Origin of the sequence: Pseudomonas sp. R4-35-07 (genome assembly GCF_003852235.1) — a bacterium.
In the GTDB taxonomy this organism is placed as follows: Bacteria; Pseudomonadota; Gammaproteobacteria; order Pseudomonadales; family Pseudomonadaceae; genus Aquipseudomonas.
On sequence record NZ_CP027732.1, the window covers coordinates 1,003,898 to 1,025,443 of the forward strand.

Here is a 21,546-nt window from a genome sequence, read left to right on the forward strand (position 1 = left end):
ACCCTACAGGGAGAGTCTGCAATGAATGTGCTTTATCTGGCCTCGGGCTCCCCGCGGCGACGTGAGTTGTTGACCCAGATCGGTGTGCCTTTCACCGTGGTCAGCGCCGCCATCGATGAAACGCCTCTTATTGACGAAATTCCCGTCGCCTATGTCGAGCGCCTGGCTCGAAGCAAGGCAGCGGCGGGTCTGGCTGCGCTCGAGCACAGCACAGGCATCTGCGTGTTGGGTGCCGATACCGCTGTGATCGTGGATGGCAAGATTCTTGGCAAACCGGTGGATCAGGCCGATGCCTTGGCGATGTTGATGGCGTTGGCGGGGCGCGAGCATGAAGTCCTCACGGCCATCGCCCTTACCGACGGCCAGCGCTGTGAAACCCGATGTGTAAGCAGTCGCGTGGGGTTTCGTGAGATTTCTGCCCAGGAGGCTACGACCTACTGGCACAGTGGCGAACCCCAGGACAAAGCCGGCGGCTATGCTATCCAGGGGCTGGGCTCGGTGTTCGTGAGCGGACTCAATGGCAGCTATTCCGCCGTGGTCGGCCTGCCGGTGTGCGAAACCGCGCAACTGCTAGGCCGATTCGGCATACCCTGTTGGCAAAACCTTACCGCGCGCTGAACGCCTCTACTTGCGCGCCAAGCCATAAGCGATCGGTCACTATTGTGAAAACGCCTGAACGAGACCCAGCCATGAGTGAAGAGATTCTGATCAATATCACGCCGATGGAATCGCGCGTGGCGGTGGTAGAGAACGGTGTTCTGCAAGAAGTGCATGTGGAGCGCACCCAGAAGCGCGGGATCGTCGGCAACATCTATAAAGGCAAGGTGGTGCGCGTATTGCCGGGCATGCAGGCGGCGTTCGTCGACATCGGCCTGGACCGCGCCGCCTTCATTCATGCTTCGGAAATCTCCCTGCGCGAAGGCCCGGCGGTGGAAAGCATCAGCGCCCTGGTGCACGAAGGGCAGAGCCTGGTGGTGCAGGTCACCAAGGACCCCATCGGTTCCAAGGGCGCCCGGCTGACTACCCAACTGTCGATTCCGTCGCGGTACCTGGTGTATATGCCGCGCACCGCCCATGTCGGTATTTCCCTCAAGATCGAGGATGAGGCCGAACGCGAGCGCCTGAAGAAGGTGGTCAGCGACTGTGTCGCCGCCGAGGGCATCAAGGAAGCCGGTGGTTTTATCCTGCGCACCGCCGCCGAGGGCGCGGGCGCCGATGAAATCCTGATGGATATCCGCTACCTGCGGCGTCTGTGGGACCAGATCGCGGCGCAGATTCAGACCATTGGCGCGCCAAGCGTCATCTATGAAGACCTCGGCCTGGCGTTACGTACCTTGCGCGATCTGGTCAGCCCGAAAATTGAGAAGATTCGCATCGACTCGCGGGAAACCTTCCAGCGCACCACGCAATTTGTCGCCGAGCTGATGCCGGAAATTGCCGACCGCCTCGAGCACTATCCGGGCGAGCGGCCGATCTTCGACCTGTATGGCGTCGAAGACGAAATCCAGAAAGCCCTGGAGCGCAAGGTCCCGCTCAAGTCCGGTGGCTACCTGGTGGTGGACCCGGCAGAAGCCATGACCACCATTGACGTCAACACGGGCGCGTTCGTGGGGCACCGCAACCTCGAAGAGACCATCTTCAAGACCAACCTTGAAGCTGCCACGGCGATAGCGCGCCAACTGCGCCTGCGTAACCTGGGCGGCATCATCATCATCGACTTCATCGACATGGAAGACGCAGAGCACCAACGCCAGGTACTGCGCACCCTCGAAAAACAGCTGGAGCGCGACCACGCCAAGACCAACATCATCGGTATCACCGAGCTTGGCCTGGTGCAGATGACCCGCAAGCGCACCCGCGAGAGCCTTGAGCAAGTGCTGTGCGAACCCTGCAGCAGTTGCCAGGGCCGGGGCAAATTGAAGACCCCGGAAACGGTCTGCTACGAAATTTTCCGTGAAATCCTACGGGAGGCACGCGCCTATCAGGCCGAAGGTTATAGAGTGCTCGCCAACCAGAAAGTGGTCGATCGCCTGCTCGACGAAGAGTCGGGCAACGTCGCCGAACTGGAGGGGTTTATCGGGCGCACTATTCGTTTTCAGGTCGAAACCATGTATTCCCAGGAACAATACGACGTGGTGCTGCTCTGATCCCCATTCGTTTTTCTTTTCCGAGACCGGCAGGCATTGATCTGTCGTCCGACTACCGCTTTGAGGGTCGCCTGACATGGAGCGTCTGATACGCTTTTTTGCCGCTTTGACCCGTTGGGGGCTGGGCCTGTGTGCCTTGCTGCTGGTATCGGCGGCGGTGTACGTGAGCCTGGGGCGTGAATTGACCCCGCTGGTGGCCGAATACCGCGCTGAAGTCGAAACCAAGGCCCAGGCTGCGGTGCAGATGCCGGTGCATATCGGTAGCCTCGAAGGCCGCTGGAGCGGGTTTGCGCCGATATTGCTGGCCCACGACGTGATGGTCGGCGAGGGCAGCAGTGCGTTACGCCTGGACCAGGTCGAGGTGGTGCCCGACCTCTGGGCCAGCCTGATGGCCCGTGAAGTACGCATCGCCCATCTGCAAGTCAGCGGCTTGCAGCTGAGTGTCAAGGAAGACCAGGACGGCAGTTGGACGCTTCAGGGCTTGCCGTTACAGGACAGCCCGTCACTGGACCCGCAACAACTGCTCACCCGTATGCAAATGGTCAAGCGCGTTTCGGTGCTCGACAGCCAGGTGACCTTGCAACCGTTCGACCGGGCGCCGGTGACCGTAACGTATGTAGGCCTGGGCCTGCACACCGGCATGGCCCGGCAGCGCCTGGACGCGCGCCTGACGCTGCCCGACGGCCAACCGCTCGCCCTGAGCCTGCGCAGCCGTATACGCGCCAGCCAATGGAAAGACGCCGAGGTCGAGGCCTACCTGAGCCTACCTCAAAGCGACTGGGCCAAGTGGATTCCATCCCGGCTGACCCAACAATGGAAGCTCACCCAGCTCAAGGCCGGCGGTGAGTTCTGGCTCAACTGGGCCAATGGCACCGTGCAAAGCGCGGTGGTGCGCCTCAATTCGCCGCAGGTAAAGGGCAGCTACGCCGAGCGCCAGCCGGTGCATATCGAAAACCTGGCCCTGACCGCGTATGTGCAACGCAGCGACAGCGGCCTCAAGGTGCTGTTGGATTCGCTGGCGATGAACATCGGCGAAACCCGTTGGGAATCGCGCGTGCAACTGCAGCAGAGCCTGGCCACCGATAAAACCCAGGAAGAGTGGAAACTCCAGGCCGATCGGCTCGACCTGACCCCCATCACGCCATTACTCAATGCCCTGGCGCCGCTGCCGGAAGGGTTCGCCAAGGCCGTCGAGCACCTGAAAGCCACCGGCCTGTTGCGCAATGTGCTGGTGGACTTCCGCCCCCAGGACACCACCGATCAAAAAGTCAGTTTTGCCGCCAACCTCGAGCGTGTCGGTTTTGACGCGTACTTCGGCGCGCCGGCTGCGCGCAATGTGTCCGGCAGCATCAGCGGCGACCTGGGCCATGGCGAGTTGCGCATGGACAGCAAGGACTTCTCCCTGCATCTATTCCCGATTTTCGCCAAGCCATGGCAGTACATCCAGGCCAACGCGCGCCTGACCTGGACATTGGACAAGCAGGGCTTCACCCTGATCGCGCCGTATATCAAAGTGCTGGGGGAAGAAGGCAAGGTCGCGGCGGATTTCCTGATTCGCCTGCATTTCGACCATAGCCAGGAGGACTACATGGACTTGCGGGTCGGCATGGTCGATGGCGATGGTCGTTTTACCCCCAAGTATCTACCGGCAGTGCTGAGCCCTGCGCTGGATGAATGGTTGCGCACGGCGATCCTCAAAGGCGCGGTAGACGAAGGTTTTTTCCAGTACCAGGGCTCCTTGAGCCACAACGCGCTGCCGGCTTCGCGCAATATCAGCCTGTTCTTCAAGGTGCATGATGCCGAGCTGGCCTTCCAGCCGGGTTGGCCCCATGTGAACAAGGTCAATGGTGAAGTGTTCGTCGAGGAGAGCGGCGTGCGTATCCTGGCCAGCAAGGGCCAACTGCTCGATACCCAGGTCAAGGACGTTTACGTCAATATCCCCCACGCGCCGGCCGGCAAGGACAGCCACCTGCTGCTCACCGGCGGATTTTCCGGTGGGTTGGGCGACGGTTTGAAAATCCTCCAGGAAGCCCCCATCGGTACCGCATCCACCTTTGCGGGCTGGAAGGGCGAGGGCAACCTGCAAGGCAGTCTGGACCTGGACGTGCCCTTGGCCAAAGGCACCGAGCCTAAGATCGTGGTCGACTTCAAGACCGATAAAGCGCGCCTGCAACTGGCGGAGCCCACCCTGGACCTGACCCAGCTCAAGGGTGACTTCCGTTTCGACAGCGCCAAGGGCCTGAGCGGCCAGAATATTTCGGCCCAGGCGTTCGACCGTCCGATCACCGCGCAGATTTTTGCCGAGGGCACACCCGGCAATATCAACACCCGCGTTACCGCCAAGGGGCAGGTGACGGTCAAGCGGCTCACCGACTGGTTGAAAATCAGCCAGCCGCTGCCGGTGTCCGGCGATATTCCGTACCAGTTGCAAGTGATCCTGGACGGCGCGGACAGTCAGTTGATGGTCAATTCCAATCTCAAGGGCGTCGCGGTAGACCTGCCGGCGCCGTTTGGCATGCCGGCGAGCCAGGGCCGTGACAGCACGTTCCGCATGACCTTGCAGGGCGCCGAACGGCGTTACTGGTTTGACTACGGTGAGCTGGCGAACTTCACGTTTGCGGCGCCGCCGGACAACTTCAATGAGGGCCGCGGCGAATTGTTCCTCGGCGATGGCGACGCGGTGTTGCCCGGCGCGAAGGGCCTGCGCATTCGCGGGGTGCTTTCGGAGCTGGACATCGACCCGTGGAAACAACTCGCCAACCGTTACGCCGGTAACGATCCGGGCGGCAATGCCAAGCAGCTGCTCAGTGGCGCTGATTTCAAGGTAGGCAAGCTGACTGGGTTTGGTACTCAGTTCAATCAGGTCAAACTGCAACTGGATCGCAAGCCCGTGGCCTGGGGCCTGCAGTTCGACAGCCAGCAAGCCAAGGGCACGGTCAACCTGCCGGACGCGAAGGGCGCACCTATCGCAATCAACCTGCAGTACGTGAAGCTGCCTGCGGTCGACCCGACCGTACAGGCGGACGAGAACGCGCCGGACCCGTTGGCCGATATCGATCCCAAGGATATTCCGGCATTGGATATCGCCATCGATCAACTGTTCCAGGGCCCGGACCTGGTCGGCGCCTGGTCGCTGAAAGTCCGGCCGACCGCCAAGGGTCTGGCCTTCAACAGCCTGGACCTGGGCCTCAAGGGCATGCAACTCAACGGCGCCGGCGGTTGGGAAGGCGCGCCGGGGGCCAGCAGCAGTTGGTACAAGGGGCGACTGGACGGCAAGAACATTGCCGACGTGCTCAAAGGCTGGGGCTTTGCGCCCACGGTAACCAGCGAGGACTTCCATCTGGACGTGGATGGCCGTTGGCCCGGTTCGCCCGCCTGGGTTGGGCCCAAGCGGTTCTCCGGTAGCCTGGATGCAGCGTTCCGTAAAGGTCAGTTCGTGGAAGTGGAAGGTGGTGCCCAGGCGTTGCGGGTGTTCGGCCTGCTTAACTTCAATTCCATCGGCCGCCGTTTGCGCCTGGATTTTTCCGACTTGCTCGGCAAGGGCCTGAGCTATGACCGGGTCAAGGGCTTGCTCGCAGCCAGTAACGGCGTGTTCGTGACTCGTGAGCCCATCACCATGACCGGGCCGTCCACCAACCTTGAGCTGAACGGCACCCTCGACCTGGTGGCGGATCGCGTCGATGCCAAGTTGCTGGTGACGCTGCCGGTCACCAACAACCTGCCCATCGCGGCATTGATTGTCGGCGCGCCGGCCATTGGCGGCGCATTGTTTCTGATCGACAAGCTGATCGGTGACCGGGTATCGCGCTTTGCCAGCGTGCAGTACACCGTGCAAGGCCCGTGGAAAGACCCGAAAATCACCTTCGACAAGCCATTTGAAAAGCCAAACTGAGAGGCTGTGGAGTAGCATGGCCCCATGCCCTTTACGGAGTGTCGGCCCATGTCCTTTGCGGTAATTCAAATGGTCAGCCAGAGTGATGTGCTGGCGAACCTGGCTCAGGCGCGCCGCCTGCTGGAGAGCGCGGCGGCGCAGGGCGCCAGGCTTGCGGTACTGCCGGAGAACTTCGCCGCAATGGGCCGCCGTGACATGGCTGACATTGGTCGCGCCGAGGCCTTGGGTGAAGGCCCGATCCTGCCATGGTTGAAACAGGCCGCCCGCGACCTCACCTTATGGATAGTGGCCGGCACACTACCGTTGCCACCCAAGGACCAACCGAGCGCCAAGCCTAACGCCTGTTCGCTGTTGATCGACGACCGGGGTGAAATCGTCGCTCGCTACGACAAGCTGCATTTGTTCGATGTGGATGTGGCGGATGCCCGGGGTCGTTATCGCGAATCCGACGACTATGCTTTCGGAAGCAACGTGGTGGTGACGGATACGCCGGTGGGGCGCTTGGGGCTGACGGTGTGCTACGACCTGCGCTTCCCGGAGTTGTACAGTGAGTTGCGCGCGGCGGGGGCTGAGTTGATCAGCGCGCCCTCGGCGTTTACGGCGGTGACCGGGGCGGCGCATTGGGATGTGCTGATTCGTGCACGGGCCATTGAAACCCAGTGTTACTTGCTGGCGGCTGCCCAGGGCGGTGTGCACCCGGGACCACGGGAAACCCACGGGCACGCGGCGATTATCGATCCCTGGGGGCGCGTGTTGGCCCAACAGGATCAAGGCGAAGCGGTGTTGGTGGCCGAACGCGACAGCAAAGAACAGGCGTCGATACGGGCGCGCATGCCGGTGGTCAATCACCGGCGCTTTTTCTCGCAGGGCGCACAGCGACCTGCTTCAGAACGATGAATTTAAGGCCAAACCTATGAGCGAGTTGTTGTCCTCAGTCAGTGAACATCTCCTGGCACCCGGTGGCGTGACCATCGAAAGTCTGCAAACCGTGCTGGGCGATCTGGCCGGACCCGGCATCGACGCGGCCGATCTGTATTTCCAAGGGCAGATTTCCGAGTCCTGGGCGTTGGAAGACGGCATCGTCAAGGAAGGCAGTTTCAACCTTGACCAGGGTGTAGGCGTTCGCGCGCAATCCGGAGAAAAAACCGGTTTTGCCTACAGCAACGCCATTACGTTGGAGGCCCTGGGCCTGGCTGCGCGTGCGGCCCGTTCGATTTCCCGTGCAGGGCAGAACGGCACGGTGCAGGCGTTCAGCACCCAGGACGTGGCGCAGTTGTACGCGCCGGACAATCCGCTGGAAGTGATCAGCCGCGCGGAGAAGGTCGAGCTGCTCAAGCGTGTGGACGCGGCGACCCGCGCCCTGGACCCGCGTATCCAGCAGGTCACCGTGAGTATGGCCGGCGTGTGGGAGCGCATCCTCGTCGCGTCTACCGACGGCGGGCTGGCGGCCGATGTGCGGCCACTGGTGCGTTTCAACGTGAGTGTGATCGTCGAGCAGAACGGTCGCCGCGAGCGCGGCGGCCATGGCGGTGGCGGGCGCACCGATTACCGTTATTTCCTCGCCGAGGACCGCGCCATGGGCTACGCCCGTGAAGCGCTGCGCCAGGCACTGGTCAACCTGGAAGCGATTCCGGCGCCGGCCGGTACCTTGCCGGTCGTGCTGGGTTCGGGTTGGTCCGGTGTGCTGCTGCACGAAGCCGTGGGCCATGGGCTGGAAGGCGACTTCAACCGCAAGGGCAGCTCCGCCTACAGCGGGCGCATGGGCGAGATGGTTGCGTCCAAGCTGTGCACCATTGTCGATGACGGCACCTTGGCTGGTCGCCGAGGTTCGTTGAGCGTGGATGACGAGGGCACGCCGACAGAGTGCACCACCCTGATCGAAAACGGCGTACTCAAGGGCTATATGCAAGACAAGCTCAACGCCCGCCTGATGGGCGTGGCGCGCACCGGCAATGGTCGTCGCGAATCCTATGCCCACCTGCCCATGCCCCGCATGACCAACACCTACATGCTCGGTGGCCAAAGCGATCCGGCAGAAATCATTGCTTCGGTGAAGCGCGGCATCTACTGCGCCAACCTCGGCGGCGGGCAGGTGGATATCACCAGCGGCAAGTTCGTGTTTTCCACCAGCGAGGCGTACTTGATCGAAGACGGCAAGATTACCGCACCGGTCAAGGGCGCGACGTTGATTGGTAATGGGCCGGAGGCCATGAGCAAGGTGTCGATGGTCGGTAACGATCTGTCGCTGGACAGCGGCGTGGGCACGTGCGGGAAGGATGGGCAGTCGGTGCCGGTGGGCGTGGGCCAGCCAACCTTGAAAATTGATGCGATCACCGTGGGTGGCACGGGCTCGTAAGCCCGCAAGCTTCGGGTGGCGAAGGTCGCCACCCGGGGAAGAGGATCAACGCAGACCGCGTTGAGTCTCGTCCAGCTCACGGATGTATTTGAAGATTTTACGGCTGGTGGCCGGCGCCTTGTTATGCGCCATTTCATGTTGGGCTTGACGGATCAGGGAGCGCAATTGCTGGCGGTCCGCTTCCGGATAGTCCAATACGAATTTTTCCAGCACGGCGTCATCGCCCTCGATCAGGCGGTCACGCCAACGCTCCAGGTTATGGAAGCGTTCGTTGTACTGGCGAGTGGAGGCATCGGTTTGATCGAGCAAGGCCAGAATGGCGTCAGTGTCCTGATCGCGCATCAGCTTGCCGATAAACATGATGTGCCGTTTGCGCGCGATATTCGCGGTGTGCTTAGGCGCATCGGCCAAGGCCCGACGCATTTCGTCGGTCAGTGGCAGTTTTGCAATCAAGTCCTTTTTGAGCGTTGTAAGGCGCTCGCCAAGGTCAACCAGAGCATGCAGCTCACGTTTGACCTGGGTTTTGCTTTTCTCCCCATCGAGGGAGTCGTCGTAAGAATCAACCATGGTGGCAGTCCGCAAAGAAACGCCGCCATGATAACCAGTCGGGGGCCGCTTGTCCGGCCCGGTCGCTCGATGGCCTTAACCGAGAGCAGAATTTGAGTGGAGAAAACCATGAGTGCAGCCCAAAGCGTCGGTCCGCAAGCGTTACCGGCACTGCAGGAACAAGTCGAGCAGATCCTTGCCGAGGCCAAGCGCCAGGGGGCCAGCGCCTGTGAGGTAGCGGTGTCGCTGGAGCAGGGACTGTCGACTTCGGTGCGTCAGCGGGAAGTGGAGACCGTAGAATTCAATCGCGACCAAGGGTTTGGGATTACCTTGTATGTGGGCCAGCGCAAAGGTTCGGCCAGTACGTCGGCCAGTGGCCCGGAGGCGATCCGCGAGACCGTCGCCGCCGCGTTGGCAATCGCCAAGCACACCTCTGAGGATGAAAGCTCAGGCTTGGCCGACAAAGCGCTGATGGCCAAGGACCTGCAGGATTTCGACCTGTTCCACGCCTGGGATATCACGCCCGAGCAAGCCATCGAACAGGCGCTGACCTGCGAAGCTGCGGCGTTCGATGCCGATGCGCGTATCAAGAACGCCGACGGCACCACCCTGAGTACGCATCAGGGCTGCCGTGTCTACGGTAACAGCCACGGTTTTATCGGTGGCTATGCGTCCACGCGTCACAGCCTGAGTTGCGTCATGATCGCCGAAGCCGACGGCCAGATGCAGCGTGATTACTGGTACGACGTCAACCGTCAAGGCGAGTTGCTGGCCGACCCGGTAAGCATTGGCCAGCGTGCGGCGCAGCGTGCAGCCAGTCGTTTGGGCGCACGCCCGGTGCCCACGTGCGAAGTGCCGGTACTGTTTTCCGCAGAGTTGGCCGGTGGTCTGTTCGGTAGTTTTCTCGGAGCGATTTCCGGCGGCAACCTGTATCGCAAATCTTCATTCCTCGAAGGCGCGATCGGCCAGAAGCTGTTCCCGGAGTGGTTGACCATCGATGAGCGCCCGCACCTGATGCGCGCCATGGGCAGCGCCTCGTTCGACGGCGACGGCCTGGCCACGTATGCCAAGCCGTTCGTTGAGAAGGGCGAGTTGGTGTCTTATATATTGGGCACCTACGCTGGACGCAAGCTTGGCCTGCCAAGCACCGCCAACTCCGGCGGGGTTCACAACCTGTTCGTGACCCATGGCGATGAAGACCAGGCGGCGCTGTTGCGTCGCATGGGGCGCGGCCTGCTGGTGACCGAATTGATGGGCCAAGGGCTGAACATGGTGACGGGTGACTATTCCCGTGGCGCGGCGGGGTTCTGGGTGGAAAACGGTGAGATTCAGTTCGCCGTCCAGGAAGTGACGATTGCCGGCAACATGCGCGATATGTTCAAGCAGATCGTGGCCGTGGGTAACGACCTGGAATTGCGCAGCAATATCCGCACGGGCTCCGTGTTGATCGAACGGATGACGGTCGCCGGTAGCTGACCTGCAACGTTTCAGCAAAAAGGCGCGCCATATCGATGATGGCGCGCCTTTTTTTGTGCCGCTGGCAAAAAGGATTAATCTGCTGTTCTTGTTTTGATTCTTAATATCATTTAATAATGAATATCATTACTGAATGAGTGTGGATCATGAGTTCTGTCTTGCGTGAGGACCCGTACCTGGAAAGTTGGCGGTGGATGAGTCGTCAGATTCGCTGTGGGCTCGACCCCAATGAGCCTCGCCTGATCGAACATTACCTCAATGAGGGACGCTACCTGGCGTGTTGCACCGCGACCCACCCATGGACGATCGCCGAAACGTCATTCCGATTGCTCATCGACACCGCCAACGATATCGCGCTGCCCTGGCATTGGCGCTCCTCGTGTCTGGACCAGGCCTGGCGCCCCCTGCGTGACCTGGAAAAACTCTCCCACTGTGCCTGCCGCCTCAAGCGCTGGCAGGCCTTCGCCTGGCAATTGGCGACTTGCCAATTGCTGCCATCCCTCTCTCACGCCGACTTGGTGCAAGGATCTGATGATGAGTAACACCCGTATCGAACGCGACAGCATGGGCGAACTGCAAGTCCCCGCCGAGGCCTTGTACGGTGCGCAAACCCAGCGCGCGGTGAACAACTTTCCGATCAGCCATCAGCGTATGCCCGCGCAGTTCATTCGCGCGCTTATCCTGGCCAAGGCCGCTGCCGCCAGGGCCAACGTCGACCTCAAGCAAATCAGCGAAGGGCAGGGCAAGGCCATTGTCGATGCTGCCCAAGGCTTGCTGGAAGGCGACTACATGCAGCATTTCCCGGTGGATATCTTCCAGACCGGCTCCGGCACCAGCTCCAACATGAATGCCAACGAAGTGATTGCGACCCTGGCCAGCCGGTTGCTGGGTGAGGTGGTAAACCCCAATGACCACGTCAACTGCGGACAAAGCAGCAACGATATCATCCCGACCACCATTCATGTCAGCGCCGCGCTGGTGCTGCACGAGCAAACACTGCCGGCCTTGCTGCACCTGGTGCAGGTGATCGAGCAAAAGGCCGAAGCGGTCCACCCGTTTATCAAGACCGGTCGTACCCACTTGATGGATGCCATGCCGGTGCGCATGAGCCAGGTGCTCAATGGCTGGGCGCAGCAGCTCAAGGCCAATGTCGGCCACCTGCAAGACCTGCTGCAGGCGCTGCAAGCGCTGGCCCAGGGTGGCACGGCGGTAGGCACCGGCATCAACGCACACCCGGAGTTTGCCGCACGTTTCAGCCAGCACCTGAGCCACCTGACCCAGGTGACGTTCACGCCGGGCAAGAACCTGTTTGCGTTGATTGGCTCCCAGGACACCGCCGTCGCCGTCTCCGGCCAGTTGAAAGCCACCGCTGTATCGCTGATGAAGATCGCCAATGACCTGCGCTGGATGAACTCCGGCCCGTTGGCCGGCCTCGGCGAAATCGAGCTGGAAGGTCTGCAGCCGGGGTCGTCGATCATGCCGGGCAAGGTCAATCCGGTAATCCCGGAAGCCACGGCCATGGTGGCTGCCCAGGTCATCGGCAACGATACGGTGATCACCGTCGCCGGCCAATCGGGCAACTTCGAGCTGAACGTGATGCTGCCGATCATCGCCCAGAACCTGCTCAGTAGCCTGGAGTTGCTGGCCAACGCCAGCCGTTTGCTGGCGGACAAGGCCATTGCCAGCTTCAAGGTCAACGAAGCCAAACTCAAGGAGGCGTTGTCGCGCAACCCGATCCTGGTCACCGCCCTCAATCCGATCATTGGTTACCAAAAGGCCGCTGAAATCGCCAAGCAGGCTTATCAGCAGGGTCGTCCGGTGATCGATGTCGCCCTCGAACACACCGACTTGCCGCGCAGCCAACTGGAAGTCCTGCTGGACCCGGAAAAGCTTACGGCGGGCGGCGTGTAATCACCGACCCTGTTTTGGAGGCTCACCATGGAGCACTGGAAACGCACGATCGAACGGGCCAATCGCTGTTTTATGGCGGGCGAGCTGGTGGACGCACGCGAGGCCTATTTGCAAGCCCTGGCCCTGGCCCAAGTGTTGTTCGAACGCTGGGCGGACGCCGATGAAGCCGTGGCGGCTTGCGTCATTTCCCATCACAACCTGGCAGACCTGCACCTGCGCCTGAACCAGCCTGAAGAAAGCGCGGAATACCTCTGCGCCATTCACCAGCGCCTGCTGCAGACCATGCAGGACCCACGCCTCAGTCCGCAGTTGCGCGAGGCCGCGTTGCGCCAGAGCAGCAAAACCTATGTCGAACTGTTGAATTTCATCAGCGATCACGGCGAGTACCCGCGCACCCATCGCTTGCTGGGCGGTGCCGCGTCGCAACCGACCCCCTCTCACTATGGAGCACATTGATATGACCTATACCCTGCCGGCTTTGCCTTACGCCTACGACGCCCTCGAACCCCATATCGATGCGCAAACCATGGAGATTCACTACACCAAGCATCACCAAACCTACATCAATAACCTTAATGCCGCCGTCGAAGGCACCGAGTTCGCTGGCTGGCCGGTGGAGAAGCTGGTTTCCAGCGTCGAAAAATTACCGGAGCAATTACGCGCTGCCGTGGTCAACCAAGGAGGTGGGCATGCCAACCACTCGCTGTTCTGGGCGGTCATGTCGCCCACAGGTGGCGGAAAACCTGAGGGGGAACTGGGCAAGGCGATCGACGAGCAACTGGGGGGCTTCGACAGTTTCAAGGAGGCCTTTACCAAAGCGGCGTTGACCCGTTTCGGCAGCGGCTGGGCCTGGCTGAGCGTCACCCCGCAGAAGACCTTGGTGGTGGAAAGCAGCGGCAACCAGGACAGCCCGCTGATGAGCGGCAACACGCCGATCCTCGGTTTGGACGTTTGGGAGCACGCTTATTACCTGCTGTATCAAAACCGACGACCGGAGTACATCAATGCATTCTATAGCGTCATCAACTGGCCAGAGGTTGCCGCGCGCTACCAGGCTGCTTTGGCCTGATAGTCACCCTATAACAAGATCTAAGGCCGACTATGGGCACTGAAACACTGGCGATTAGCAGCGTGCGATTATTTCGCTATGCGTTTGGCTCCCTGCTCGTATTAGTCGGTACGGCATTGCTGGTGGCCCAGGGGCTGGCTTGGCTCAATCTGGAGCCACGCATCTTGCGCGCCTTGCAGGGCGGGGCGATCTGCGCACTCGGTACCGCGTTGGGCGCGGTGCCGGTGCTGGTGATTCGCCGAATGCCAGCGGCGTTGAGCGATACCTTGCTGGGGTTTGGAGCAGGGGTAATGCTGGCGGCGACCGCCTTTTCGCTGGTCGTGCCCGGCATTGCCGCCGCTGAAAGCCTGGGGCTCTCGCCGTGGGGTGCGGCTGGCTTGATCAGCTTCGGCATCATGCTGGGTGCATTCGGGCTGTATCTGGTAGACCGCAAGGTGTCCGGCGCCAGCCCGGAAATGTTGGTGGGCACGCCGGATAAGCCGGTTATTCCGCCGCGCATCTGGCTCTTCGTGTTTGCCATCATTGCCCACAACATCCCGGAAGGCATGGCTGTAGGAGTTTCTGCGGGTGGCGGCATGGCGGATGCCGACAGCCTCGCCATGGGCATTGCCCTGCAGGACGTGCCGGAAGGCCTGGTGATTGCGCTGGTATTGGCTGGGGCGGGGATGTCGCGGATCAAGGCGTTCCTGATCGGCGCTGCGTCCGGTTTGGTCGAACCGGTATTTGCAGTGCTGTGCGCGTGGTTGGTGAGCCTTGCCGAAGTGCTGTTGCCCCTGGGGCTGGCGCTGGCTGCTGGCGCGATGCTGTTGGTGGTGACCCATGAGGTTATCCCCGAGTCACGCCGAAACGGTCACGATAAGCTCGCCAGCCTGGGGTTGTGCATCGGGTTCTGCTTGATGATGATGATGGATACGGCGTTGGGTTGAAGCTTGCTCCTACAGCGCAAGGCGGTTATTCGCCTTCATCAAAGTAGTTATTGATCAGCTTCACCAGCGCGTCCATGGCTTCCTGCTCTTGTTCGCCTTGGGTTTCCAGATGGATCTTGGTGCCTTTGCCTGCGGCAAGCATCATCATCGCCATGATGCTTTTACCGTCGACCATCGTTTCCGGCGTGCGCCCGGCGCGGATCTGGCAGGGGAACTGCCCGGCAACGCCGACAAACTTGGCTGAAGCCCGGGCGTGCAAACCCAGCTTGTTGATGATTTCAATTTCCCGAGCCGGCATCGCAGTGGTGTTCCTTTCAGCTAAGGTCGCGGTGGCGAACCTGGACATTCTTGAGGGTTTGTTGCAGCACCTGGCCGAGCCGTTCCGTCAGGTAGACGGAGCGGTGGTGGCCACCGGTGCAGCCAATGGCAATGGTGACATAGGCGCGATTGCTCGCGGCAAAGCGCGGCAGCCATTTGAGCAGGTAGGTGGAGATGTCCTGGAACATCTCTTCCACATCCGCTTGTGCCGCCAGATAGTCGATCACGGGCTGATCGAGCCCGGACTGATCGCGCAATTCCGGTTTCCAATAAGGATTGGGCAGGCAACGCACGTCGAACACCAAGTCGGCATCCACCGGCATGCCACGCTTGAAACCAAATGACTCGACCAGAAACGCTGTGCCAGGCTCCGGCTGGTTCAGCAATCGCAGTTTGATCGCATCGCGCAGCTGGTACAGGTTCAGGTTGGTGGTGTTGATCTTGAGGTCGGCCAGATCGATGATCGGCCCCAGCAGCTTGGTCTCGTCCTGGATGGCTTCCGCCAGGGAGCGGTTGGCGCTGCTGAGCGGATGGCGTCGACGGGTTTCGGAGAAACGCTTGAGCAGGGTTTCTTCGTCGGCATCCAGGTACAGCACGTCGCAATGAATATGCTTGGCGCGCACTTCCTCAAGCAGTTCGGGGAAGCGCGAGAGATGGCTGGGCAGGTTGCGGGCGTCGATCGACACGGCGACCAGCGGTTGCGCCAGTTCGGTGTGGATCAAGGCGCGCTCGGCCAATTCCGGCAGCAGCCCGGCGGGCAGGTTGTCGATGCAGTAGAAGCCGCTGTCTTCAAGCACATTGAGGGCAGTGCTCTTGCCCGAGCCGGAACGGCCGCTGACGATGATCAAACGCATGATTATTGCCCGCTTTGCTCATCCAGGACGACCTGATACAACGCCTCATTACTCTTGGCACTGCGCAGTTTTTCGCGTACTTCCTTGCGGTCGAGCATGCTGGCGATCTGCCGGAGCAGTTCCAGGTGCGCATCGGTGGCAGCTTGTGGGACCAGCAGAACGAACAGCAGGTCGACCGGAGCGCCGTCGATGGCATCGAAATCGATGGGGTGATCCAGGTGCAGCAGGGCGCTGACCGGTGTTGTGCAGCCTTTGAGGCGGCAGTGGGGGATGGCGATGCCGTTGCCAAAACCGGTCGAGCCAAGTTTTTCACGGGCGATCAGAGCCTCGAAGACATCTTGCATCTCCAGGTCAGGCACTTGGCTGCTGATCAGGTTGGCAATTTGTTCGAGGGCTTTTTTCTTGCTGCCGCCCGGCACGTTCACGAGGGAACGGCCGGGGGTCAGGATGGTTTCAAGTCGGATCATGGGGGGAGAGTTAACGACCTGTACCTTGCATCAGGTGCAGATTCTTTTCCTTATGCTTTTTGAGTTGGCGGTCAAGCTTGTCGGTGAGCAAGTCGATCGATGCATACATGTCTTCATGCTCGGCGTTAGCAACCACTTCGCCACCGGGTATCTGCAGGGTCGCTTCAATTTTCTGCTGAAGCTTATCGACCTTCATGATGACCTGCACGTTGGTGATCTTGTCGAAATGTCCTTCAAGCTTTTTCAGCTTCTGTTCGACGTATTCGCGCATGGGTGGGGTGACTTCTACATGGTGTCCACTGATGTTGACTTGCATACAGCTTCTCCTTCGTTGCCAGTGCATAAAGCGGCAGGCGAAAAGCGCCTGCCACTGGAACGCTGTGCCCCGCCCGTCACATCAAACGCTTTCGCTCGCTGGAAGGCGCGATCCCGAGAGACTCGCGGTACTTGGCGACGGTTCGACGGGCGACCTGAATGCCTTGTGCCTCCAGTAAACCAGCGATCTTGCTGTCACTCAACGGCTTTTTCTGATTTTCCGCGGCAACCAGTTTTTTGATGATCGCGCGGATCGCCGTGGAGGAGCATTCGCCGCCTTCGGAGGTGCTTACATGGCTGGAGAAAAAGTATTTCAGCTCATAAATACCCCGTGGGGTATGCATGAATTTTTGCGTGGTCACCCGTGAAATCGTCGATTCGTGCATGCCGACCGCTTCAGCGATGTCGTGCAGTACCAGAGGCTTCATTGCCTCGTCGCCATATTCCAGGAAGCCGCGTTGGTGCTCGACGATCTGGGTGGCCACTTTCATCAGGGTTTCGTTGCGGCTTTGCAGGCTCTTGATGAACCAGCGCGCTTCCTGCAGCTGGTTGCGCATGAACGTGTTGTCGGCGCTGGTATCGGCGCGGCGCACGAAGCCGGCGTATTGCGGGTTGACCCGAAGGCGTGGCACCGACTCCTGGTTCAGTTCCACCAGCCAGCGCTCGTTGTCTTTGCGCACGATCACATCAGGTACGACATATTCGGCTTCGCTGGACTCGATCTGCGAGCCCGGGCGAGGGTTGAGGCTCTGAACCAGCTCGATAACCTGGCGCAGCTCGTCTTCCTTGAGCTTCATGCGACGCATCAGCTGGCTGTAGTCGCGGCTGCCGAGCAGGTCGATGTAGTCGCTGACCAGGCGCTTGGCTTCAGCGAGCCAGGGGGTCTTGGCCGGTAGCTGGCGCAGTTGCAGTAACAAGCACTCGCTGAGCGTACGGGCGCCAATGCCGGCGGGCTCGAATTGCTGGATACGGTGCAGGACGGCTTCGATCTCGTCCAGTTCGATATCCAGCTCCGGGTCGAAGGCTTCAAGAATTTCTTCGAGCGTTTCGTCCAGATAACCCTGGTTATTGATGCAGTCGATCAGGGTGACGGCGATCAAGCGATCGGTGTCGGACATCGGCGCCAGGTTCAGTTGCCACAGCAAGTGGCTCTGCAGGCTCTCGCCGACCGACGTACGGGTGGTGAAGTCCCATTCGTCGTCGTCATTGCTGGGCAGGCTGCTGGCGCTGGTCTGGTAGACGTCTTCCCATGCGGTGTCCACCGGAAGCTCGTTGGGAATGCGTTCGTTCCATTCGCCGTCCTCGAGGTTGTCCACCGTAGGGGCGGTTTCCTGATAGGACGGTTCCTGTACATCGGGATTGGGCTTTTGCTCGATATTGTCGGCCAAGGGGTCGGTATTGTCGAAGTCGTCGCCTTCTTCCTGGCGTTCGAGCATCGGATTGGACTCCAGGGCCTCCTGGATTTCCTGTTGCAGGTCCAGGGTCGACAATTGGAGCAGGCGGATGGCCTGTTGCAGCTGCGGTGTCATCGTCAGCTGCTGGCCCATTCTCAGGACTAGCGATGGTTTCATGGCAGGGGCTTAACACCTTATTCGCCGGCGCAATGCGCCATCCACGACAGGGCGCGTGAGCGCCAAACATAAGCAAATTATATGCCTGATATCGGGGCCTTTGCCTAGAGCGCGGTAACAATAAAAAAGCTGAGAAAAAAGCTGAGGTTTTTATTGACTCGCTCGCGCGCTCGCAAAGGGCCCGATATCACCGTGTTTACAGGCGGAACTCGTGACCCAGATAAACTTCCTTCACCAGTTCGTTGGCCAGGATCGTCGCTGAATCACCTTCGGCAATCAATTGCCCGTCGTTGACGATATAAGCGGTTTCGCAGATATCGAGGGTCTCACGGACGTTGTGGTCGGTGATCAGCACACCAATGCCCTTGGCCTTGAGGTGATGGATGATCTGCTTGATATCGCCCACCGAAATCGGATCAACGCCAGCGAACGGTTCGTCCAGCAGAATGAATTTGGGGGCGGTTGCCAGGGCGCGGGCGATCTCCACGCGGCGACGCTCACCACCGGACAAGCTCATGCCGAGGTTGTCGCGAATGTGGTTGATGTGGAATTCCTGCAACAGGCTTTCCAATTCCTGGCGGCGGCCGTCGCGGTCGAGTTCCTTGCGGGTCTCGAGGATTGCCATGATGTTGTCGGCTACCGACAGTTTGCGGAAGATCGACGCCTCCTGCGGAAGATAGCCGATACCTGCGCGCGCACGGCCGTGCATCGGCTGGTGGCTGACGTCCAGGTCGTCGATCAATACGCGCCCCTGGTCCGCCTGGACCAGCCCGACGATCATGTAGAAGCAGGTGGTCTTGCCGGCACCGTTGGGGCCAAGCAGGCCGACAATCTGGCCGCTGTCGATCGACAGGCTCACATCGCGTACCACCTGGCGGCTTTTATAGGCCTTGGCCAGATGCTGGGCTTTCAGGGTTGCCATTACTCGGCCTTCTTCTTCGGCTGGATGACCATGTCGATCCGTGGGCGAGGCGCGGTGACCTTGTTGCCATTGGCGCGACCCGCCTGGGCGACCTGGGTCTGGGTGTTGTAGACGATCTTCTCGCCTTCGGTGGAATTACCGTCGGCACTCAGCACCTTGGCCTGGTCGATCAATACGATGCGATTTTGCTGGGCATGGTACTGGATAGTCTTGCCATAGCCTTTCATCGGCCCTGGGTCTTCTGCCTTTTGCTTCTGCTCGAAGTAAGCCAGGTTGCCCACCGAGGTCACGACGTCGATATCGCCAGCCTGGGTGCGAGTCAGTGTCACCGTATTACCGGTGATCTTCATCGAGCCCTGGGTGATGATCACGCCACCGGTGTAGGTCGCGACGCCTTGCTTGTCATCCAGCTGCGCATCGTCAGCCGAGATGTGGATCGGTTGCTGGCTATCGTTCGGCAGAGCCCAGGCGCTCACGCTTCCCAGTGCTGCGCCCAGACCGAGCAAAATAGGGAGGGTTTTAACGAGCCTCATACTGTCCTCTTACGTTCGATAGCAGGTGTATCCTGCTTTCTTTCAAATACGCTTTCATTCCCTTGCCAGTCGATACACCGCCAGCGCCGTCGATTCTAACGTCTTGCTCGGTCTGCGCATATTGCTGTTGTGGGAATACCGTCATGCGACTGCTGGTAATGATGGTGTCGCGGTTCTGCGCGTCTGTACGTGCGACGCGCACCGAGTCGATCAGTTCGATTTCGGTGCCGTCCGGATTGACCTCGCCACGCAGGCTGGTGACGTGCCATGGCAGTTCGGTGCCACGGTACATGTTCAAGTCCGGGTTGGTCAGCAGGCTGACTTCCGAGGCTTTCAAGCGCTCGACCTTGTCGGAGACCAACTCGTACTGCACCTTGCCATCGGGCAGGAACTGCACGGTATGGGTGTTGGTGGCGAAGTTGTCGATGACACTTTCATCAACCTGCACGACAGGCTTGTCGAGAAAGCGCTCCGGGCTGATATTCCAGTAGCCCACCGCGAGCAACAGCGCGGCGATGGCTCCGAATAGCAGGAAGTTGCGAATCTTTTTGCTCAGCATATAACGCTCTATAAGTAGGCGGCGTGGGCCGCTTCAAGACTGCCCTGGGCACGCAGGATCAACTCGCAGAACTCGCGGGCGGCACCTTCGCCACCGCGGGCGGCGGTAATGCCATGGGCGTGTTCACGCACAAACGCTGCGGCATTGGCGACGGCCATGCCCAGGCCTACCCGACGGATCACCGGCAGGTCAGGCAGATCGTCACCCAGATAGGCGACTTGTTCATAGCTTAGGTTGAGTTGGCCAAGAAGCTCGTCCAGCACCACCAGTTTATCCTCGCGGCCTTGATACAGGTGAGGAATCCCGAGGTTTTGTGCGCGACGTTCCACAACGGGGGTCTTTCGACCGCTGATAATCGCTGTTTGCACGCCTGCCGCCATCAACATCTTGATGCCCTGGCCGTCGAGCGTGTTGAACGTCTTGAATTCGCTGCCGTCTTCGAGAAAGTACAGGCGGCCATCGGTCAGCACGCCATCGACGTCGAATATCGCCAACTTGATGTTTTTACCGCGTTGCAACAGGTCGCTGGTCATTTACATCACTCCTGCACGCAACAAGTCGTGCATGTTCAGGGCGCCGATAGGGTGGTCGTGGTCATCGACCACCACCAGCGCGCCGATCTTGTGGTCTTCCATGATCTTCAGGGCTTCGGCTGCAAGCATCTCGGGGCGCGCGGTCTTGCCGTGGGGCGTCATCACAGCATCGATGGTTGCGGTATGGATGTCGATGGTCCGGTCCAGGGTGCGCCGCAGATCGCCGTCGGTGAACACGCCGGCCAGTCGGCCGTCGGCTTCCAGGATCACGGTCATGCCCAGGCCCTTGCGGGTCATTTCCATCAGCGCGTCCTTGAGCAAGGTGCCGCGTTGCACGTGGGGCAGTTCATCGCCCGCATGCATGACGTTTTCCACTTTCAACAGCAAGCGGCGGCCCAGGGCGCCGCCGGGGTGCGAAAACGCGAAATCTTCAGCGGTGAACCCGCGAGCCTCAAGCAGCGCCACCGCCAGCGCGTCGCCCATGACCAGTGCCGCAGTCGTCGACGAGGTGGGCGCCAGGTTCAGCGGGCAGGCTTCATGGGCGACATGAACGTTCAAGTTCACTTCGGCGGCCTTGGCCAGTGTCGATTCCGGGTTGCCGGTGACGCTGATCATCTTGATGCCCAGGCGCTTGATCAGCGGCAGCAGGGTGACGATTTCGTTGGTGGTGCCGGAGTTGGACAATGCCAGAATCACGTCATCCTTGGTAATCATGCCCATATCACCATGGCTGGCTTCGGCCGGGTGCACGAAGAACGCTGTGGTTCCGGTGCTGGCCAGCGTAGCGGCGATCTTGTTGCCGACGTGGCCGGACTTACCCATGCCAACCACGACAACGCGGCCTTTGCTGGCCAGAATCATCTCGCAGGCGCGTACGAAATCTGCGTCGATATGCGCCAGCAAACCTTCTACGGCTTCCAGCTCGAGGCGGATGGTGCGTTGTGCGGATTGGATGAGGTCGCTGGATTGGCTCATGTCTGAAGTCGTATAGCCTGACGAAAAGTCGGCGATTATAGCGGTAATGATCGATTCGCTCACATAAGTTCGTCAGGCTTTATTCTGAGCGTCTCCAGGATTCGTCTGAATAACATCGCCGGCAACGTTTTTCGCTGTGCTGAATCTGAACAAGCGCTGTTCCGGCCTTGGGGGCT

General features: G+C 60.4%; 22 protein-coding genes. 11 read left to right on the plus strand and 11 right to left on the minus strand.

Annotated features, from left to right (window positions below):
- The first annotated feature begins 21 nt into the window (after positions 1-21).
- From C4J89_RS04445 to tldD, 5 genes are all read left to right on the plus strand, one after another.
- Complete coding sequence (locus C4J89_RS04445; protein ID WP_124361300.1) at positions 22-618, plus strand: nucleoside triphosphate pyrophosphatase; 597 nt, start codon at positions 22-24, stop codon at positions 616-618.
- 71 nt (positions 619-689) lie between these two features.
- Positions 690-2,147, plus strand: a complete 1,458-nt coding sequence (gene rng / locus C4J89_RS04450) for a ribonuclease G (protein ID WP_124361301.1) — start codon at positions 690-692, stop codon at positions 2,145-2,147.
- Positions 2,148-2,223: 76 nt separating this feature from the next.
- Positions 2,224-6,039, plus strand: coding sequence for a YhdP family protein (locus C4J89_RS04455; RefSeq protein ID WP_124413861.1), 3,816 nt, complete (start codon positions 2,224-2,226; stop codon positions 6,037-6,039).
- Positions 6,040-6,087: 48 nt separating this feature from the next.
- Complete coding sequence (locus C4J89_RS04460; RefSeq protein WP_124361303.1) at positions 6,088-6,936, plus strand: carbon-nitrogen hydrolase family protein; 849 nt, start codon at positions 6,088-6,090, stop codon at positions 6,934-6,936.
- A gap of 16 nt (positions 6,937-6,952) precedes the next feature.
- A complete protein-coding gene (gene tldD / locus C4J89_RS04465; RefSeq protein ID WP_124361304.1) occupies positions 6,953-8,395 on the plus strand; it encodes a metalloprotease TldD in 1,443 nt (480 codons plus the stop codon).
- 45 nt (positions 8,396-8,440) lie between these two features.
- On the opposite strand, the gene yjgA is transcribed toward tldD, so the two are convergent.
- Entirely contained in the window at positions 8,441-8,962 is a 522-nt protein-coding gene (yjgA, locus tag C4J89_RS04470) for a ribosome biogenesis factor YjgA (protein WP_124361305.1), read from the minus strand.
- 108 nt (positions 8,963-9,070) lie between these two features.
- Between yjgA and pmbA the strand changes: the two genes are divergently transcribed.
- From pmbA to C4J89_RS04500, 6 genes are all read left to right on the plus strand, one after another.
- The gene (gene pmbA, locus C4J89_RS04475) at positions 9,071-10,417 is read left to right on the plus strand and encodes a metalloprotease PmbA (RefSeq protein ID WP_124361306.1); all 1,347 of its coding nucleotides are present in this window, start codon (positions 9,071-9,073) and stop codon (positions 10,415-10,417) included.
- Between the two features lie 146 nt (positions 10,418-10,563).
- Positions 10,564-10,959: a FagA protein gene (locus tag C4J89_RS04480; protein WP_124361307.1), complete on the plus strand. Its 396-nt coding sequence runs from the start codon at positions 10,564-10,566 to the stop codon at positions 10,957-10,959.
- Positions 10,952-12,328, plus strand: a complete 1,377-nt coding sequence (locus tag C4J89_RS04485) for an aspartate ammonia-lyase (RefSeq protein ID WP_124413862.1) — start codon at positions 10,952-10,954, stop codon at positions 12,326-12,328. Before C4J89_RS04480 ends, C4J89_RS04485 begins: the two co-directional genes overlap by 8 nt.
- A gap of 27 nt (positions 12,329-12,355) precedes the next feature.
- Entirely contained in the window at positions 12,356-12,784 is a 429-nt protein-coding gene (locus C4J89_RS04490; RefSeq protein ID WP_124361309.1) for a hypothetical protein, read from the plus strand.
- A gap of 1 nt (position 12,785) precedes the next feature.
- Positions 12,786-13,397 (plus strand): superoxide dismutase, encoded by a 612-nt coding sequence (locus C4J89_RS04495; RefSeq protein WP_124369664.1) that lies wholly within the window; start codon positions 12,786-12,788, stop codon positions 13,395-13,397.
- A gap of 32 nt (positions 13,398-13,429) precedes the next feature.
- A complete protein-coding gene (locus C4J89_RS04500) occupies positions 13,430-14,323 on the plus strand; it encodes a ZIP family metal transporter (RefSeq protein WP_124413863.1) in 894 nt (297 codons plus the stop codon).
- 25 nt (positions 14,324-14,348) lie between these two features.
- Here the strand turns inward: C4J89_RS04500 and C4J89_RS04505 are convergent, their stop codons facing one another.
- From C4J89_RS04505 to C4J89_RS04550, 10 genes are all read right to left on the minus strand, one after another.
- Entirely contained in the window at positions 14,349-14,621 is a 273-nt protein-coding gene (locus C4J89_RS04505; RefSeq protein ID WP_124361312.1) for an HPr family phosphocarrier protein, read from the minus strand.
- 16 nt (positions 14,622-14,637) lie between these two features.
- Positions 14,638-15,495 (minus strand): RNase adapter RapZ, encoded by an 858-nt coding sequence (gene rapZ, locus C4J89_RS04510; RefSeq protein ID WP_124361313.1) that lies wholly within the window; start codon positions 15,493-15,495, stop codon positions 14,638-14,640.
- Between the two features lie 2 nt (positions 15,496-15,497).
- Positions 15,498-15,962 carry a PTS IIA-like nitrogen regulatory protein PtsN gene (ptsN, locus tag C4J89_RS04515; RefSeq protein WP_124361314.1) on the minus strand — a complete coding sequence of 155 codons (465 nt, stop codon included), beginning with the start codon at positions 15,960-15,962 and terminating at the stop codon, positions 15,498-15,500.
- Positions 15,963-15,972: 10 nt separating this feature from the next.
- A complete protein-coding gene (hpf, locus tag C4J89_RS04520; RefSeq protein ID WP_057724572.1) occupies positions 15,973-16,278 on the minus strand; it encodes a ribosome hibernation-promoting factor, HPF/YfiA family in 306 nt (101 codons plus the stop codon).
- Positions 16,279-16,354: 76 nt separating this feature from the next.
- A complete protein-coding gene (locus C4J89_RS04525; protein WP_057724573.1) occupies positions 16,355-17,848 on the minus strand; it encodes an RNA polymerase factor sigma-54 in 1,494 nt (497 codons plus the stop codon).
- 196 nt (positions 17,849-18,044) lie between these two features.
- The gene (gene lptB / locus C4J89_RS04530; protein ID WP_004372092.1) at positions 18,045-18,770 is read right to left on the minus strand and encodes an LPS export ABC transporter ATP-binding protein; all 726 of its coding nucleotides are present in this window, start codon (positions 18,768-18,770) and stop codon (positions 18,045-18,047) included.
- Positions 18,770-19,303, minus strand: a complete 534-nt coding sequence (gene lptA / locus C4J89_RS04535; RefSeq protein ID WP_043050759.1) for a lipopolysaccharide transport periplasmic protein LptA — start codon at positions 19,301-19,303, stop codon at positions 18,770-18,772. The genes lptB and lptA overlap by 1 nt, the downstream gene beginning before the upstream one ends.
- The gene (gene lptC, locus C4J89_RS04540) at positions 19,290-19,862 is read right to left on the minus strand and encodes an LPS export ABC transporter periplasmic protein LptC (protein ID WP_124361315.1); all 573 of its coding nucleotides are present in this window, start codon (positions 19,860-19,862) and stop codon (positions 19,290-19,292) included. Before lptC ends, lptA begins: the two co-directional genes overlap by 14 nt.
- An 8-nt stretch (positions 19,863-19,870) precedes the next feature.
- Positions 19,871-20,395, minus strand: coding sequence for an HAD family hydrolase (locus C4J89_RS04545; RefSeq protein ID WP_124361316.1), 525 nt, complete (start codon positions 20,393-20,395; stop codon positions 19,871-19,873).
- A complete protein-coding gene (locus tag C4J89_RS04550) occupies positions 20,396-21,370 on the minus strand; it encodes a KpsF/GutQ family sugar-phosphate isomerase (RefSeq protein WP_124413864.1) in 975 nt (324 codons plus the stop codon).
- Positions 21,371-21,546: the final 176 nt, after the last annotated feature.

Excerpts from the sequence above, each read along its gene's own strand:
- C4J89_RS04445 (WP_124361300.1), top strand. The coding sequence starts at position 22 with ATGAATGTGCTTTATCTGGCCTCGGGCTCCCCGCGGCGACGTGAGTTG.
- rng (WP_124361301.1), top strand. The coding sequence starts at position 690 with ATGAGTGAAGAGATTCTGATCAATATCACGCCGATGGAATCGCGCGTG.
- C4J89_RS04455 (WP_124413861.1), top strand. The coding sequence starts at position 2,224 with ATGGAGCGTCTGATACGCTTTTTTGCCGCTTTGACCCGTTGGGGGCTG.
- C4J89_RS04460 (WP_124361303.1), top strand. The coding sequence starts at position 6,088 with ATGTCCTTTGCGGTAATTCAAATGGTCAGCCAGAGTGATGTGCTGGCG.
- tldD (WP_124361304.1), top strand. The coding sequence starts at position 6,953 with ATGAGCGAGTTGTTGTCCTCAGTCAGTGAACATCTCCTGGCACCCGGT.
- yjgA (WP_124361305.1), bottom strand. The coding sequence starts at position 8,962 with ATGGTTGATTCTTACGACGACTCCCTCGATGGGGAGAAAAGCAAAACC.
- pmbA (WP_124361306.1), top strand. The coding sequence starts at position 9,071 with ATGAGTGCAGCCCAAAGCGTCGGTCCGCAAGCGTTACCGGCACTGCAG.
- C4J89_RS04480 (WP_124361307.1), top strand. The coding sequence starts at position 10,564 with ATGAGTTCTGTCTTGCGTGAGGACCCGTACCTGGAAAGTTGGCGGTGG.
- C4J89_RS04485 (WP_124413862.1), top strand. The coding sequence starts at position 10,952 with ATGAGTAACACCCGTATCGAACGCGACAGCATGGGCGAACTGCAAGTC.
- C4J89_RS04490 (WP_124361309.1), top strand. The coding sequence starts at position 12,356 with ATGGAGCACTGGAAACGCACGATCGAACGGGCCAATCGCTGTTTTATG.
- C4J89_RS04495 (WP_124369664.1), top strand. The coding sequence starts at position 12,786 with ATGACCTATACCCTGCCGGCTTTGCCTTACGCCTACGACGCCCTCGAA.
- C4J89_RS04500 (WP_124413863.1), top strand. The coding sequence starts at position 13,430 with ATGGGCACTGAAACACTGGCGATTAGCAGCGTGCGATTATTTCGCTAT.
- C4J89_RS04505 (WP_124361312.1), bottom strand. The coding sequence starts at position 14,621 with ATGCCGGCTCGGGAAATTGAAATCATCAACAAGCTGGGTTTGCACGCC.
- rapZ (WP_124361313.1), bottom strand. The coding sequence starts at position 15,495 with ATGCGTTTGATCATCGTCAGCGGCCGTTCCGGCTCGGGCAAGAGCACT.
- ptsN (WP_124361314.1), bottom strand. The coding sequence starts at position 15,962 with ATGATCCGACTTGAAACCATCCTGACCCCCGGCCGTTCCCTCGTGAAC.
- hpf (WP_057724572.1), bottom strand. The coding sequence starts at position 16,278 with ATGCAAGTCAACATCAGTGGACACCATGTAGAAGTCACCCCACCCATG.
- C4J89_RS04525 (WP_057724573.1), bottom strand. The coding sequence starts at position 17,848 with ATGAAACCATCGCTAGTCCTGAGAATGGGCCAGCAGCTGACGATGACA.
- lptB (WP_004372092.1), bottom strand. The coding sequence starts at position 18,770 with ATGGCAACCCTGAAAGCCCAGCATCTGGCCAAGGCCTATAAAAGCCGC.
- lptA (WP_043050759.1), bottom strand. The coding sequence starts at position 19,303 with ATGAGGCTCGTTAAAACCCTCCCTATTTTGCTCGGTCTGGGCGCAGCA.
- lptC (WP_124361315.1), bottom strand. The coding sequence starts at position 19,862 with ATGCTGAGCAAAAAGATTCGCAACTTCCTGCTATTCGGAGCCATCGCC.
- C4J89_RS04545 (WP_124361316.1), bottom strand. The coding sequence starts at position 20,395 with ATGACCAGCGACCTGTTGCAACGCGGTAAAAACATCAAGTTGGCGATA.
- C4J89_RS04550 (WP_124413864.1), bottom strand. The coding sequence starts at position 21,370 with ATGAGCCAATCCAGCGACCTCATCCAATCCGCACAACGCACCATCCGC.